Origin of the sequence: Sphaerospermopsis aphanizomenoides BCCUSP55 (genome assembly GCF_001586785.1) — a bacterium.
Lineage (GTDB): Bacteria > Cyanobacteriota > Cyanobacteriia > Cyanobacteriales > Nostocaceae > Sphaerospermopsis_A > Sphaerospermopsis_A aphanizomenoides_A.
Genome location: NZ_LUFH02000006.1, coordinates 60,307 through 76,056, shown reverse-complemented (window position 1 = coordinate 76,056; position 15,750 = coordinate 60,307). Strand labels below are relative to the sequence as shown.

Below are 15,750 nucleotides of genomic sequence, written 5' to 3'. Positions count from 1 at the left end.
CTTCCATCAATCCTCCGCGTACCTCCGCGCTTTCCTCCGCGTACCTCTGCGTTAAAAAACAATTTCCTCACTCATCCTCTCTTCCAACAATTCCAACAAACTATCCACGTCCTTACCAACTTCCTCAAAACAAACTTGCGGTGCTGGTTCAGGTGCAAATTGAATTAACTTTATTTCCCCCTTGCCAATACCAATCATCAAAACTTCCGTTTCTGGTTTATTATTATCAATAATTCCTAGAAGTTCTTGCAGTCGATTTTCAACTCGCGCATTTAATTTTTCCACCTCTACTTGGGGACAATAAACAAAATGTGGCTGCGGTTGTAAATCAATACCAATAGTACCTTGACTATCGCCATTTTCTAACCACAATCCCCAAAATAACGCAGCTAATTCCTTTTGATTTTTTTTGACAAACTTATCTAAAAGCCGTCTCCACTTGTTATCACCTGTGTCTGGTTTGGTACTACTAAACATGATCACCAATTAAAAATTAAAAATTAAAAATTAAAAATGGGTGTGTGCTTTTACTATCGTAACCCGGATTGTACACGCCAGAGACCAGCGTAAACGCCATCTTTCTCTATTAGTTGTTCATGGGTTCCTGATTCGATTAATTGTCCGTGTTCCATGACATAAATGCAATCGGCGTTACGGATAGTAGAAAGACGGTGAGCGATCGCAATTGTCGTCCGATTCACGGTAATTCTTTCTAGGGAACGCTGAATAGCGGCTTCTGTTTCATTATCCACGGCGGAGGTAGCTTCGTCCAATATCAAAATCGGTGGATTTTTTAGGACTGCACGAGCGATGGCAATTCGTTGTCTTTGTCCACCAGATAACTTTTGCCCCCTCTCTCCCACAATTGTCTCATAACCTTGGGGCAAGCGCATAATAAAATCATCTGCTTCCGCTACTTTTGCTGCCATGATGATATCTTCAGTGGTAGTGTCAAATGTCCCATAGGCAATATTTTCAGCTACCGTACCATGAAATAAAAATACATCCTGGCTAACTAACCCAATAGCACGCCGTAAATCTCGTAAATTTAAACTTTGTAAATTCACACCATCTACAGTTATTTTTCCGTACTGTACTTCATATAATCGCAACAAAAGTTTTACTAAAGTGCTTTTACCTGAACCTGTAGAACCCACAATAGCAATGGTATTGCCTGCGGGTATTTCTAAAGATAGATTTTTAATGACTGGTGGTCTATCTTTATAGGCAAAAGTGACATTTTGAAATTCGACAATTCCCCGCACCAAATCTACTGGTAAATTGATATTTCCTGGATGAATTTCAATGGGAGTATCTAACAAATCCATCACCCGATTAGTAGAAGCCATTGCCCTTTGATATAAATCAAAAGTATCTCCTAATCTAGTTAAAGGCCACAACAAAAGTTGAACTAAAAATACCAATGAACTATAAGCACCTACAGCTAATCTCCCGGCAACGGCTTCCATGCCCCCGAAAATTAATAAGACTGTAAAAGCTGCTAAAATTAACATTCTAATCAGGGGAATAAAAGCCGCAGAAAGCGCAATTGCTTTAGCATTACTGTGGCGATAAGCATCACTTTCAGCTTCTACACGCGCTGCTTCATAATCTTCCGATGTGAAACTTTTAATAGTAGTAATGCCGCTGAGATTATTCGATAACCTGCCATTAAGTAACCCGACTTTTTCCCGGACATCAGCATAGCGGGGTGCAAGTAATTTCTGAAACGCAACCGAACCAGCCAGAATAAATGGCATCGGCAACATGGCCATCCATGCCACACTAGGAGCTAAAATAAAAAATGCACTGCTAATAATGACAATTGTTGTCACTACTTGAATAATATCGTTTGCGCCTACATCCAAAAAACGCTCTAATTGGTTCACGTCATCACTGAGGATGGACATTAAACCACCTGTGCTGCGTTCTTCAAAATAAGCTAATTCCAAATTTTGTAGATGTTTATAGGCATCCAGCCGCAAATTATGCTGAATATTCTGCCCCAAATTACGCCATAACAATTTATAGCGATACTCAAAAAATGATTCTAATATCCAAGTAACAACGGTGAGCAATGATAAAATTACGAATTGCCAAGTTATAGGTTTAACACCTAACTGAGCAATGATAGAATCTTGTTGTTTGACAACCACATCCACTGCAATACCGATTAATGCTGGTGGTGCTAAGTCAAAAACTTTATTGAGGATAGAAGCCCCAGTTGCCAGCCAAATTTGCTGACTATACTCATGTCCATAGTCAAACAGGCGTTGGAGGGGATGAACAGAATGTCTACGCCTTCTTGATAATCTGTGAGATTTTAATTCTCTAGCCACAACCGTATACAATTAATTGTAGTTAATTTTATCACAGAATCTAGTTATTATTTTTTACGGCAATTTACGGGTAGATTAACTATATTTTCTTTGCTCACGCAGAGTCGCAGAGACACAGAGAGTAATTGAGAGTTTGGTTTAAATAGATGAAAAATCCTGTAATTACTATTTATCTAGTTTACACAGGGAATGCCGCAATTGATAATTGATTAGGATTTACGCACAAGTTACGGAACAATGAACCACGAAGGACACAAAGAACACAAAGAACACAAAGAAAAGAGGGTTTCAGAGATATTTTACGTAATTGATGTTGATGATAAATCAAATTATTACTACTTTTTTTCAACTACTTTCTGTTTTATGTGACGTATTATTTTATAACTAGCTAGGAGAAAAAATTTTGAACACTAAACAACTAGGCAATTTGTCAACTTCCATTCTAGGAATTTTATTAGCCATAGTGGTAATTTTGGGGCTGAATTCTTTTGTAATTATTAATCCTGGACAAGCTGGAGTTATTAGTATTCTGGGGAAAGCTAAAGATGGTGCATTACTGGAGGGTATTCACCTAAAACCTCCGTTTATATCTGTGATAGATGTCTATGATTTGACAGTACAAAAATTTGAAGTTCCGGCAGAAAGTTCTACCAAAGATTTGCAAAATTTAACGGCGAGATTTGCTATCAACTTTCGGATTGATCCTACTCAAGTCGTGGAAGTGAGGAGGAAACAAGGGACATTAGAGAATATTGTATCCAAAATTATTGCCCCACAGACTCAGGAAGCATTTAAAATAGCAGCAGCAAAACGCACAGTAGAAGAAGCAATTACTAAACGAAGTGAATTAAAAGAAGACTTTGATACAGCATTAGGCGATCGCTTGGATAAATATGGAATAATCGTATTGGATACGAGCGTGGTTGACTTGACCTTCTCACCAGAATTTGCGCGAGCAGTTGAAGAAAAACAAATTGCGGAACAGCGAGCGCAAAGAGCCGTCTATATAGCCAGAGAAGCCGAACAAGAAGCTCAAGCAGAAATTAATCGTGCTAAAGGTAAAGCCGAAGCTCAACGACTCTTAGCAGAAACCCTCAAAGCTCAAGGAGGACAATTGGTTTTACAGAAAGAAGCAATTGAAGCTTGGAAAACTGGCGGCGCACAAATGCCAAATGTGTTAGTTATAGGTGAAGGTTCTCAAGGTAGCATACCCTTCATTTTCAACTTAGGGAAGATGCCAAACCAATCTTGATTTTGAGTCAGCATTCAGCCGTCAGCCTTGAGCTAAAATAGGATGCTTACTATCTTCATTCATCAACACACCAAAACCACCAACACAGTAGATAATAAAAGAATATATGCCTACTCCTCAAGATCCCCAACTCACAGTACAAGAAGCCAAAAAAATCCTGAACAAATTTAACTGTTTGGATATTGCTCCCATTCTCAAACCATCAGAAAAAGTTTTAACCCGTCAAGCACTAATTTTGATGGCCAGCCTCTCAGATTACCAAATTTTAGGAATTTGTGCAGAGACAGCAGAGGAAGGAATTATGGCTATGCAAACCTATTCTCGTGCTTTTAATTACGAAGTTCCTAGTAATTTACCCACCCCTGAAGGACCTGTTTATATCAAACTCAATGGCAAAAACGGACTGTGTTATCTTGACTCTTATTATGGGCATCACCGGGGAGTGTTAGTTTCTTGTCAATCTTATTACGAAACAGGAATTAACGAAATGTATGGACATTTACCCCTGGATTTATTTGTTTGATAGATGACAACGGATATGGGAAGATGGGGAGCGGGGGTGATGGGGAGCGGAGGTGCAGGGAAGCAGGGGATCAGGGTAGTGCAAATAACACAAAGGAAAGAGGGTTTTAGAGAGTTATGGCGTAAGTCCTAAATTAATAATTAGGTTTACTTATCCTGCCGTAGGCATTATTACGAATTACGAATTACGAATTACGAATTTTTTTATGAGTATTATTACCCTACAATCAGTTAAAAAAGATTTTGGTATCAAAGAAATCTTAAAAGATGCCAGTTTTAGCATTGATACCACTGATAAAGTTGGTTTAATTGGTACTAACGGTTCTGGTAAATCAACATTATTAAAAATGATTGCTGGGTTAGAACCAATTGACGGCGGTCAAATTTTAGTCAACTCCGGTTCTAAAATTATCTACTTACCACAACAACCAGATGTAGATGAAAACCGCACAGTTTTAGAACAAGTATTTGCTGACAGTGGTGAGCAGATGACTTTGGTGCAGGAATATGAAGAACTGTCTGATAAATTAGCTCATTATCCTGAAGATAGTCAATTAATGTCTCGTCTTTCTGGTGTCATGCAGCGTATGGATGCAACTGGTGCATGGGAATTAGAAACTAATGCCAAAATCATTTTGAGCAAATTAGGAATTGCTGACTTTGATGTAAAAGTTGGGACTTTATCTGGAGGCTATCGCAAACGCATTGCACTAGCAACAGCCTTATTAGCTGAACCAGATGTATTGCTGATGGATGAACCAACAAACCATCTCGATGCACTTTCTGTTGAATGGTTACAAAGTTATTTAAATCGTTATCGTGGCGCACTTTTTCTCATTACCCACGACCGCTATTTTCTCGATAAAGTTACTAATAGAATTATCGAAATTGATAGAGGTGATATTTACACCTATACAGGTAACTATTCCTATTATTTAGAAAAGAAAGCTTTAGCAGAAGAATCTGCTGTCAGTAGTCAACGTAAACATCAAGGGGTATTACGACGAGAATTAGAATGGCTTAAAAGGGGACCAAAAGCCAGAAGTACCAAACAAAAAGCGAGAATTGACCGCATTCAAGCCATGCGCGAAACTGAATTTAAACAAGCGCAAGGTAAAGTAGATATTTCTACAGTTAGTCGTCGCATTGGCAAAAAAGTTATTGAACTCAATAACATTAGTAAAGCCTATAATGGAAGGACTTTAATTAATAATTTCACCTACGAATTTAGTCCCGAAGACCGCATTGGTATTATTGGTGCTAATGGTGCAGGTAAATCTACTTTAATGAATATTATCACCGGACAAATTCAACCTGATTCGGGAAATGTGGAAATTGGTAGTACCATTCACATTGGTTATTTTGACCAACATTCTGAAGACTTACTCACAGCTTTAAATGAAAATCAACGAGTCATTGACTACATTAAAGAAGAAGGAGAATTTTTACAAATAGCTGACGGGACAAAAATTACTGCCTCTCAAATGTTAGAGCGATTTTTGTTTCCAGGAAGTCAGCAATATGCACCAATTCATAAACTTTCTGGTGGAGAAAAACGGCGTTTATTTTTGTTGCGGTTACTCATCAGTGCGCCTAATGTCTTGATTTTAGACGAACCCACCAATGATTTGGATGTACAAACATTAGCAGTATTAGAAGAATATTTAGAAGATTTTTCTGGTTGTGTCATCGTCGTTTCCCATGACCGCTACTTTTTAGACCGTACCATAGATACCATCTTTGCTTTAGAAGAGGGTGGTAATTTTAAACAATATCCTGGAAATTATTCAGTTTATTTAGATTACAAAAAAGCAGAAGAAGCAGCACAACAACAAACAGTTAATACCAAAGAAAAACCTAAAAACACTACTGAAGAAAAAGCTACATCTCCAGAAAAAGAAACTAAGAAAAAACGGAGATTATCTAATTGGGAAAAGCGAGAATTTGAGCAGTTAGAAGGTAAAATTTCTCAATTAGAAGCAGAAAAAGCCTCTACTGAAAAAGCATTACTAACTGTTAGTCCAGGAAATTATACCCAAGTACAAAAGCTGTATGAACAGGTAGAAGCACTCAAGCAAGCAATTGATGTAGCCACAGAACGTTGGTTAGAATTAGCGGAAATGGACGTTTAATAATTGGTAAGCATTCAGCTATCAGCTATCAGCTATCAGCTTTCTAAAGCTGAAGCTAAAAATACCCATTTGATAACTCACCGATTTATCAAACATTCTAAATCCTGACTCGTGAATTCTTACAATAATTGCAGTTATCCAATACCGCTAAATCAGCTAATTATTGATCATAAAGCAGATTTCAGGTAAATGAGGTACGCAATTTAAGAACAAAGCCTTATACCAAGAGATTTTCAACCCTGTTCCCTGTTCCCTGTTCCCTGTTCCCTGCTGTAATTTACGTATGAGGTAAATCATCTTCGGTTGCAGCTTTATCTATACTAATTACCCAAGGGATACCGTTATTAACTGGTGAACTAATACTAATTTTAGCTTTGTTAGCAAACCGTTTTAACGTTTCGGATAAGTAGGGAACCGTCGTCATGATATTTTGATAACTTTCGATATCATGACAAACCATAATTAGCATCAAAATACCGCCGTTAACCTTGAAATACCAGTGACAATTAGATAAATAAATGCGTACCATGCTATCGCAAGCTAGGAAAAAGCGTTTTTTTGTTACTTCTTCCAGTTGACTGAGCAATATTTCACTAATTTGAGTAGTTTTATAGGAAGGTAAATCATCTGGAGATAGGTGTGGTTTAGTCATGGTTTTCGTCCTTATTCAAAAGAACCGTTTGAGATAGTCCCAGTTCCTAACCGTTCACTCCCTTATGAATGTTTATATAGTTGTTATTTGTTCTGTTTTCATTTTCCACATATTTTCTTTAGTAAGTTAGATACAAAAATATATGAAGTTTTGTGATAATAAAGGCTTTTTTAGGTAAAAACAACCTGTATTTATGTTTTTATTTTTTCATTAAATCAAGTAGGGTGTGTTCCGGTTATTTAAGGATTGGGGAGTTTGAAAAAGTTAGTACTAGCGGTAACGCACCATATCGGTGCGTATAGCCCTTAAAATAAAGTGAAACAAAATCTACAATAGCAGCTAAACCAGACAAGTTATGTTTATCAGATTTTTGTCAAGTAATTAAGTTTTGCAGTACAACTGACAATCTCGATTTTGTTAATGTTTTATTTTGCTTAAACTCCCTTTTAAAGTTGAATTGAGTGTGAATTTATTAACCCTAAACAATTGCTAAATTATTCAAAATACCTGTAAAACCAGTAATCTCAATAATTGCATCCGTAGCAGCAGAAAAACCAGCAATATTATCATTGAGTGCTACAAATGTCTGTTGAGTTGTACCACTACCCAAAGTGAATGTAGCCGCACCATTAGCTACAAGTTTAGTATTAGTTAATACTGCTTGAATATCATTTACACTCAAGCTATTAACCGCACCTGCATGAAATACATTTGTCTTACTCACAGCATTAATACCATCAATAATATCGGTATTAATATCAAAGTCAGTAATTTGATCGTAACTACTAAACACAGAATCAGTGAAATTGAGATAACAGAATTGATCAGCACCATTACCACCGGCGAGGACATCTGCACCCACACCACCTACTAAGATATCTTTACCATTTCCACCATCAAGAGTATCATTACCCCCTAAACCATAAAGTTCATCATTACCATTATTACCTGCAATATTATCTAAACCATCATTACCTGATAACACATCTTGATCATTACCACCGATAATAAATTGAGTTCTGATAACTGCATTGGTTGTAGAATTAACTACATTACCATCAGCATCATAAATATAGGTAGTAATCAAATCAGCTAAACCATCGCCATTATTATCTGTGGTTTCTGTTTCTAATTGACCTTGACTATTGTAAGCATAGGAAATATTTTCTTCAATTGAACCATTATTTCCTTGATCATAGGTTTTGCTAGTTAGTTGACCATCAACATCATAGTAATTTTGGTAAACATCGTCTATGATACCATCTACATTACTATCAATATTTTCTGTGGCAATTTGTCCTTGATTATAGGTATAGGTTATTTTCTCATCCATGACACCATCATTATTTGTGTCAGTGGTTTTTGCGGTTAATTCTGTGGTAAATAAGTTGTATTGATAGCTAACAACTTTGTCAGTCTTTCCATCATTATTGGTGTCATAATTTATGGCGAATACTTTATAAATAAAAGTAGCTATGCTTGAGAAGTCAATAGTGTCCTCAAGACCATCATCCTCAATGTATGAACCGCCGTTACCAAAAATATCGCGGGTTTGGGTGGCGATCAAATCTGGGATACCATCACCATCAAAATCATAGCTATAGTTTTCTGATGCTAGTTTACCATTACTATCATAACTATAGGTTAGGTGTCGTAAGTATATAGATTCTGAAACCAATAATCTGTAATTCCGTCCCCATCCATATCTCCCACAGGGATACAATCACAGGACTCATATTTTTGACCATTGGGATAATAATTGATGCGGGCTTGCTGAATAAATGCAAAACCTATATAAATCAAGGGCTACAGGGGGATAAAATAGGAATAAAGTGCAAGGAAAAAAGGATGATGGCATCAAAAACTGACCACTTTTTATGACTCGATACTACTCCTAATACCATTTCTTTATGAGGCTGTGCTTAATTTTGTAACCTTATCTTTTTCTTCTCTGTGTCCTCTGCGTCTCTGCGGTTCGTTCCTTTTTAAATTTGGCGCATCTTTATACAGAATTGGTATAACTACTTCTAAATTCTCCTGAACTCCTGAACTCCTAGCCCTCACAGATAACTTTTTCAGCAAACCCTACATAAAACAGAAAAAAAGTAGGGGTAATTCATGAATTACCCCTACACAGGAATTGTAAGCATAGGTGAGATACCGGACTTCTTGAATAAGTCCGGTATCTTGATACTTATTTAACGATAATCCTGTCTTTGAATACTCCGTAACTTTGCGGCATCACGCATACCATAATCAGCACGAGTGAAGCGATTTAGCTGCATTTCAAAAAACTCCCGATTTGCCTGTAAATGCTTGGGATTTGTATCATCTAAAGGATATAAAAGGGCAGTTCTTAAAGCTTGAATTACCGCAGATGTAACATTATACATTGACCGTTGGAAAGTCACACCCAACTGAATCAATATATCTTCTTCTCCACGACAATATTGTTTGTAATAATCAACCAGATATTGGGGGAGAAAATGCAACATATCCTGCATTAACAACGTGGGGGGAATACCCGCAGTTCCTACCGGGAAAACATCAGCGTAGAGAATACCATAATGAAAGTCTTTTTGGTCATCTGGTACTTGTTTTGCTTGGGCATTATATGATTTTGTACCTCTAAATGGGGCGGTACGGTAGAATACAGCTTCTACATAAGGTAAAGCTGCTTCATATAACCAAGTAAAACCTTTTGATTTGGGAATAACTTCATAACATTCACCATCAACATAAACATGATGATAAATGGGGCGGCCTGCAATAGCAAAGATACCATTAATCAAGAAATTCATGGCATCAGGAACGCCTTTAAAACCACCCTCATCGTAAATATCCGACATTTCAAAAAATACCGGTGCCATTACTTCCCAGAAAAGTCCTAAGTTGGAGTAATAAGACATCATCCGGCACTGTTCCAAAAACATATCCGGGAACAGTTTATAAAGTCCCAACATTAAAGGATTTTTCTTGAAATAAGCTTTAATTGCTTTATCGGCGTTAGCTTTATATTCTTCTGAATCTAAATAGGCATCAAATTGATTAACTGGGGCGTACATTTTGCGATGCCATAACATTGCTTGCATACAAGCTTCGGCAAATTCCATGTTAATTCTGTCATGGAATAAATGATGCAATATTTTTGGCATTTTGGTGGTTTCGCCTTTTTCCATAAATGCCAAAAGTTCAGGATGTGCTGTAGCTTCACCGCGCCAAATTCTTAAATCAGCATCATCACCGGCATAATGATTATGTAAGTCTAAATATTCTTGGGGTAAGAAGTATTTAAAAGCAGGAAGGGGATTTAAAAATACTCTTTCGGCAATATAAAGTAAGTCCCGCCAGTAAAAGTCCATCGGTACAGCATAAGCTTTATAAATACCGATGATTTGCATTAAGTTTTCTGGTGTATCTGGCAGCATTGAACCGCCAGCTTCTAAGCGATGAATTACTTCTGCAAATTCATGGTTGGACGGTGGTAGTTTGGTTGTTGGTCTATCTGGAGTTTGTACCATTTTGATTTAGTTAGGATGTAGGACTATTTTGTAAGTTTTGTTATAAATCTTGCTGTAAATTTGGGCGAATTTTTAAAGCGTGGAAGATGCTTAAAACGTCATGTGTCCACACTGGTAAAACGAGAGTCATTGCTATTTCTTCAATTGTGTGGATGAAGCCAGCAATACAAGTTAACCATAAAGCAATTCCGGCATAGTTAAAACCAAATAAGGAAACAATGGCGATAAATAAAGTCATGCCCCAAAATTTAGCAGAGTAGGTGTGATAACTGGCGGGTTTACCATATTTAACGAAGTTGACTATCCACCAAATTACTTGGACAAAAACAACAGTTAATAAAGGCAGACGATAGGCAATTAATACTTGCGGATGTACTAACCAAGCACTGATAAATACGCAGCTAAATAAACAAACATCTGCCCAACTATCGGCTTGTCTTAATTCGGCTGTACTAACTCCTAAACGTCTGGCAATGATGCCATCGAAAATATCACCAATAAAAGCTGTGATAAAACCAATTAAAAACCAAATTGTGGTTTTTCCATCCAGGGCATCCCACAGGAGAAAGGGGGCAACTACAAACCTATAGATAACTAATAGTGTGGGGATGTATTTAGCGTTCATTCTTTCTCCTGGTGTAAATCTCTAAAGTAAGAATGGAGTTAACAGAATTAGTTGCTGAGATAGCTATATTTTTACCTACTGAACTTCTGCAACTCCTGTATTCTGTTAGCGTAAGCTCCACTCTGCGAGTGGCACTCCTTCTTAAATTACTTCAATGCCACTTGGGAGATTACGGTTTTTTCAGGAGTAGGAATAGCAGCTACCATTGCTGTGGTTGTGGTTTCACTCCAACGCACTAACCAGCTTGGTTGTACTCCTAAGAAAATGATCAGGGATGCTAAAATTAATGCGGGTATTTTTTCCGCCCAAATAACTTTGGGATAATAAGCTAAGTCGTTGTTAAGTCTACCAAAACAGGTGCGGTTGAGGAGAATGACGAAGTAAACAGCAGTTAAACCAGAAGAGGCTACGCACAATAAAGTAGATATTGGGAAAGCAGAAAAACTGCCTTGGAAAACAATAAATTCAGCAATAAAACCTGTTAAACCAGGAATGCCGGCGCTGGCCATACCACCAAGAACCAGTAAAGCACTAATAAGGGGTAAGCCACGAATAGGACTCATTAAGCCGTTGAGTTTATCTAGTTCTCTTGTGCCAACTTTGGCTTCTACAACACCCACTAGATGAAACAGGATAGCCAAAATCAGACCATGACTGAACATTTGCGCTACCGCACCCACTAAGGCGAGGTTGGTACTGGAGGCTGCTGCTAGGAGAATATAGCCCATGTGTCCGATGGAACTATATGCTACCATGCGCTTGATGTCTTTTTGGGCGATCGCAATTACTGCCCCATAAATTGCACTAACAGCACCCCAAATTGCTAATGTTGGTGCAACTACATTCCAAGCTTGGGGAAATAAACCAAACCCAAACCTCAACAGTCCATAAGTTCCTAACTTTGCTAAAACTCCACCTAATAAAATAGCCACGGGTGCAGAAGCTTCAACGTAAGCATCAGGTAGCCATGTATGGAAAGGAATTAAAGGAATTTTAATGCCAAAACCTAATATTATTCCCACTAATAATAGTAGTTGCATTCCTGCAGAAAGGTTTTGGGTAGTAACAGCATCTAAGGCAAAACTATGAGAACCACTTAACCATACAACACCTAAGAATGTAGCCAGAATTAACGCCCCGGAAACTGCTGTATAAATCAGGAATTTCATCCCAGCGTAGGCACGTTTTTCTCCTCCCCAAATGGAAATTAATAAATAAAATGGTATTAATTCCAGTTCATAAAATAGGAAGAAGAGAAGTAAATTTTCTGCTAAAAAAGCACCAGCAACGCCACCACTGACTAATAAAATCATGGAATAAAATAACCGAGGTCGTTCGGTATCTTGGCTACTGCTGTAAATAGCTATCCAAGTTAATAGGCTGTTTAAAACCAACATTAATATTGATAGCCCATCAACTCCTAACTGATAACTTAGCCCCAAAGTTTCATTCCAAGGTAAATACTCTTGAAACTGCATTCCTGGACTATTGATATCAAATTTCAACAGTATAAAAACATTCCACAACAGAACTAAAAAAGCAATTGTTAAAGATACCAGTCTAATTCTCGTTTTAGGAATAATTGTATCTGGTAAAAATCCGATAATTGTAGCACCAATAATTGGCAACCAAATTAAAACACTCAGCATATTTGATGATGGATAATGGGTAATTTTTAATTGGTAATTGGTAATTGTTTTCTTAAATTATCTTTTACCAATTGATTTAAATTAACTAACTAAACTGACTTTACCAGTGTCTAAATCGTCATAACCACCGACTATTTTGAGTTTATTAGTCATGATTAATTCTGATAGGACTGGTGAAGATTTCGGGATCATCCCAATTTTGAAAAAATAAACTTGCCCACTGCAAAATCTCTCTAAAACTTTCTTTCCTTCGTGTCCTTCGTCCCTTCGTGGTTCGTTCATTTCATGTCTTGGCCTCAATAAAAAAATAAACTTACACATTTGGGATGATCCCAAGATTTCAAGTTTTCAATTTGCACTCAAATGTTTGGTTTACAGGTGTTTCCTAGTTTGTCTCCTGGTTGTCCTTGAGATTTTTCAATTCCGGGCTTAATTGCCTCTATTAAGTTAGTAATATTTTGGGCGGTAGCCACTTCAGGTGTAACTAAGTTGGAAGCTACACTCACAGCGACTCCTGCACCAATAAAACCTGTTCCTAATTGGAGTAAATGTCTCCGGGAAAGATGATTTTTTGCTGTTTATTTTTCACTGGATTATTTTTAACACGATGAAAATATCACTCCTTATTTTAAATTGATTTTGTCTATCTAAATCATAGATATTTAAAAAACTAAATCTATGAACTGTAAACCCCAGAAAGGCCATGTCACCCAAGCACCTAAAACACCAACCCCTAATAAAACTGTCAGGGCATAAAATTGAGTTTGTCCGTTGGTGCTGTATTTCAAACCTTCTCCACCTAATAGGGAAAATAAACCCACAAAGTTAACAATTCCATCAACTACAAATCTGTCAACCATATCAGCTAAATTGGAAAGTTGGGCAACACCAAAGATAATGGTGACTTTGTAAAGTTTGGGGGTGTAAAAGTCGTAAGCAAGTAAGTCTTGTAAACCTTGCCAGGGTAAACGTATTGGTTTAGGAATGTTGCCTAAATAAATGACTGCGCTAACGCTACAACCGAAAATACTTGACCAAATTAACAGCAGTGCTACATCTTTATTTAAAGTCGCCCAACTGGGAAGTAAAGATAAACTTTCTAGCACCAATGGTAGATGTAAAACAAAGCCGAATAAAATCATCATTGGTAAAACCATCAACCAAATGGCTTCGGGGGAACGTTCACTCATTTGTTTAGGTTTACCAGCAAAAATCAAACCAAATTCTCTGGTTAAACTAAAGGCAGTTAAAGCGTTGACGGCAATAATAATTCCCACTAACCAAGGATGAGTTCCCCATAACCCATCTGCTAATTCTATTAATGCCCAAAAACTACCCAAAGGTGGAAACCCAATTAAACCTAATGTGCCGACAATAAATGCTAAACCGGAAATGGGACGACGTGACCATAAACCACCAAGTTGGGTTACATCTTGGGTGACGCTATTCCAAACAATTCCTCCGGTACTCATTACCAATAGTGCGGTAGATAAAGCATGAGTGAGGACTAATAGTAATGCAGCTTCATCCTGTTGTGTGCCTACGGCGATAAACACTAATCCCATGTAAGCACTGACAGAATATGATAAACAGCGTTTGATGTCAATTTGAGCGATCGCAATTAATGAACCACCAATAGCTGTGACAGCACCAATAGCTACCATCGCCGAAGAAGCTACAGGGGATAAACTAAACACAGGTTGTAATTTAATCAATACCCATGCACCAGTAGCAACTACCACCGAGTTCCGTAAAATTGTGCTAGGAAGTGGACCCTCCATCGCTTCATCTAACCACAAATGCAAGGGAAACTGAGCGCATTTACCCATTGGACCAGCGATTAACGCTAAACAAACCAAAGTAATAATTGTCGGGTCTACTTTGGCAGTTTGCGCCCAAATTGCTAAGTCTTGATAATCCCAAGTTCCGGCTAAAGTCCACAGTCCCAGCACTCCCATCAGCAAGAACAAGTCACCAACCCGTTTGGTTAAAAATGCATCTCGCGCACCAGTCACCACCAAAGGTTGACTAAACCATAAACCGACTAATAAGTAAGTTCCTAAAGTCAGAACTTCCAAAACTACATAACTGAAGAACAGGTTATTGCATAAAGCTAATGCACATAAACCCGCTTCAAACAAACCTAATAAAGAATAGAATCTTCCCCAACCCCAGTCCATTTCCATGTAACCCACAGCATAAACTTGGGCGAGGAAATTTAAACCTGTGATCACAATTAATGCACCTACACTGATGGCAGATATTTCTAGATTAATAGTCAGGTTTAAACCAGCAGTGGATAACCAAGGTATCAATACCTCTTTAGCTGGATGATTCCAAATTGCGAAAAATGCCAAGACACTATGCAAAAAAGATAGTAACGTCATAATTAAATTGACGTAACCAGCAGGTCTTGGCCCTGTGCGGCGAATAATTCCCGGTGACCAAGGTAAGGCAAAAATACCGCCCAATAAGGCGTAGCAAGGGACCAACCAAACGGTCTCTAGCAAGGACTCAAACATGAATTTACCTCTATATTGGTATTATAAATGACTAACAAAGAATCAGTTTTCGTTGATCCCTGTAGATTCTGATTATGAAAAGTAGATTACTAGTGATGGAATTGAGGCAAATTTATCTTTGCTTAATATTGTTAGCTATAGCTTACCTTTATTTTTACCAAAAAGGAATTAGTTGATTAGAAAAATACACGATATTTCCTCTAATTTATTCTTATAGTTCTATGGATTGGAATATCTAATAAATAATATTGATTTGAATCTATAGTTGGATGAGGTGACAGGTGACAGGTGACAGAATAGATCAATCCAAAATCTAAAATCCAAAGGTGATTCTTTGCCCCTCTGCTGAAAAATGCCTAAATCTTTAGCTAAACAAGATTAAACCGATAGGAGCGGGTTGCATATCACGATAATCAAGGATTTGAACGATAATGAGATAGGCGATCGCCAAAAGAATGGAAATTGCACCTGTAATAATCGCAACTATTTTTGAACGGTTCATAAGTATTTTCTCTGCAATGGGTCATTAGAATTTT

13 protein-coding genes and 1 pseudogene are annotated in these 15,750 nt (G+C 37.5%); 3 read left to right on the top strand and 11 right to left on the bottom strand.

The window, feature by feature from the left end; genetic code table 11:
• Nucleotides 1-51 precede the first annotated feature (51 nt).
• On the bottom strand, nucleotides 52-477 hold the full coding sequence (gene ccmS / locus A0J48_RS02895) for a beta-carboxysome assembly chaperone CcmS (RefSeq protein ID WP_234300683.1): 426 nt from the start codon (nucleotides 475-477) through the stop codon (nucleotides 52-54).
• 53 nt (nucleotides 478-530) lie between these two features.
• The gene (locus A0J48_RS02890; RefSeq protein WP_200320159.1) at nucleotides 531-2,339 is read right to left on the bottom strand and encodes an ABC transporter ATP-binding protein; all 1,809 of its coding nucleotides are present in this window, start codon (nucleotides 2,337-2,339) and stop codon (nucleotides 531-533) included.
• 403 nt (nucleotides 2,340-2,742) lie between these two features.
• Here A0J48_RS02890 and A0J48_RS02885 point away from each other — a divergent pair, with 403 nt between their 5' ends.
• From A0J48_RS02885 to A0J48_RS02875, 3 genes are all read left to right on the top strand, one after another.
• Nucleotides 2,743-3,591: a prohibitin family protein gene (locus tag A0J48_RS02885; RefSeq protein WP_200320157.1), complete on the top strand. Its 849-nt coding sequence runs from the start codon at nucleotides 2,743-2,745 to the stop codon at nucleotides 3,589-3,591.
• Between the two features lie 106 nt (nucleotides 3,592-3,697).
• On the top strand, nucleotides 3,698-4,114 hold the full coding sequence (locus tag A0J48_RS02880) for a DUF1824 family protein (protein ID WP_200320155.1): 417 nt from the start codon (nucleotides 3,698-3,700) through the stop codon (nucleotides 4,112-4,114).
• Between the two features lie 205 nt (nucleotides 4,115-4,319).
• The gene (locus A0J48_RS02875) at nucleotides 4,320-6,245 is read left to right on the top strand and encodes an ABC-F family ATP-binding cassette domain-containing protein (RefSeq protein ID WP_200320153.1); all 1,926 of its coding nucleotides are present in this window, start codon (nucleotides 4,320-4,322) and stop codon (nucleotides 6,243-6,245) included.
• A gap of 277 nt (nucleotides 6,246-6,522) precedes the next feature.
• Here A0J48_RS02875 and A0J48_RS02870 read toward each other — a convergent pair whose 3' ends face one another.
• The 9 genes and pseudogenes from A0J48_RS02870 to A0J48_RS02830 form a co-directional block, all read right to left on the bottom strand.
• Nucleotides 6,523-6,897 (bottom strand): hypothetical protein, encoded by a 375-nt coding sequence (locus A0J48_RS02870; protein ID WP_200320151.1) that lies wholly within the window; start codon nucleotides 6,895-6,897, stop codon nucleotides 6,523-6,525.
• A 478-nt stretch (nucleotides 6,898-7,375) separates the two neighbouring features.
• The gene (locus tag A0J48_RS27565; protein WP_325078275.1) at nucleotides 7,376-8,575 is read right to left on the bottom strand and encodes a bluetail domain-containing putative surface protein; all 1,200 of its coding nucleotides are present in this window, start codon (nucleotides 8,573-8,575) and stop codon (nucleotides 7,376-7,378) included.
• A gap of 520 nt (nucleotides 8,576-9,095) precedes the next feature.
• Nucleotides 9,096-10,418 carry a CO2 hydration protein gene (locus A0J48_RS02860; protein ID WP_200320149.1) on the bottom strand — a complete coding sequence of 441 codons (1,323 nt, stop codon included), beginning with the start codon at nucleotides 10,416-10,418 and terminating at the stop codon, nucleotides 9,096-9,098.
• Nucleotides 10,419-10,458: 40 nt separating this feature from the next.
• A complete protein-coding gene (locus A0J48_RS02855; RefSeq protein ID WP_200320147.1) occupies nucleotides 10,459-11,043 on the bottom strand; it encodes a CDP-alcohol phosphatidyltransferase family protein in 585 nt (194 codons plus the stop codon).
• 146 nt (nucleotides 11,044-11,189) lie between these two features.
• Nucleotides 11,190-12,692, bottom strand: a complete 1,503-nt coding sequence (locus A0J48_RS02850; RefSeq protein ID WP_200320145.1) for an NADH-quinone oxidoreductase subunit M — start codon at nucleotides 12,690-12,692, stop codon at nucleotides 11,190-11,192.
• 81 nt (nucleotides 12,693-12,773) lie between these two features.
• Nucleotides 12,774-12,875, bottom strand: a pseudogene (locus A0J48_RS27705) (carbonic anhydrase); the annotation flags it as partial.
• A 176-nt stretch (nucleotides 12,876-13,051) separates the two neighbouring features.
• Nucleotides 13,052-13,198, bottom strand: a complete 147-nt coding sequence (locus tag A0J48_RS02840; RefSeq protein ID WP_234300681.1) for a hypothetical protein — start codon at nucleotides 13,196-13,198, stop codon at nucleotides 13,052-13,054.
• Nucleotides 13,199-13,354: 156 nt separating this feature from the next.
• A complete protein-coding gene (locus tag A0J48_RS02835) occupies nucleotides 13,355-15,214 on the bottom strand; it encodes an NAD(P)H-quinone oxidoreductase subunit F (RefSeq protein ID WP_200320144.1) in 1,860 nt (619 codons plus the stop codon).
• Between the two features lie 364 nt (nucleotides 15,215-15,578).
• Nucleotides 15,579-15,716, bottom strand: a complete 138-nt coding sequence (locus tag A0J48_RS02830) for a hypothetical protein (RefSeq protein ID WP_200320142.1) — start codon at nucleotides 15,714-15,716, stop codon at nucleotides 15,579-15,581.
• Between the last annotated feature and the right edge of the window lie 34 nt (nucleotides 15,717-15,750).

What these genes read in the sequence shown, in the direction of transcription:
- A0J48_RS02875 (WP_200320153.1), top strand. Translation starts at nt 4,320, where the DNA reads ATGAGTATTATTACCCTACAATCAGTTAAAAAAGATTTTGGTATCAAA.
- A0J48_RS02855 (WP_200320147.1), bottom strand. Translation starts at nt 11,043, where the DNA reads ATGAACGCTAAATACATCCCCACACTATTAGTTATCTATAGGTTTGTA.
- A0J48_RS02830 (WP_200320142.1), bottom strand. Translation starts at nt 15,716, where the DNA reads ATGAACCGTTCAAAAATAGTTGCGATTATTACAGGTGCAATTTCCATT.
- A0J48_RS02880 (WP_200320155.1), top strand. Translation starts at nt 3,698, where the DNA reads ATGCCTACTCCTCAAGATCCCCAACTCACAGTACAAGAAGCCAAAAAA.
- ccmS (WP_234300683.1), bottom strand. Translation starts at nt 477, where the DNA reads ATGTTTAGTAGTACCAAACCAGACACAGGTGATAACAAGTGGAGACGG.
- A0J48_RS02835 (WP_200320144.1), bottom strand. Translation starts at nt 15,214, where the DNA reads ATGTTTGAGTCCTTGCTAGAGACCGTTTGGTTGGTCCCTTGCTACGCC.
- A0J48_RS02850 (WP_200320145.1), bottom strand. Translation starts at nt 12,692, where the DNA reads ATGCTGAGTGTTTTAATTTGGTTGCCAATTATTGGTGCTACAATTATC.
- A0J48_RS02860 (WP_200320149.1), bottom strand. Translation starts at nt 10,418, where the DNA reads ATGGTACAAACTCCAGATAGACCAACAACCAAACTACCACCGTCCAAC.
- A0J48_RS02870 (WP_200320151.1), bottom strand. Translation starts at nt 6,897, where the DNA reads ATGACTAAACCACACCTATCTCCAGATGATTTACCTTCCTATAAAACT.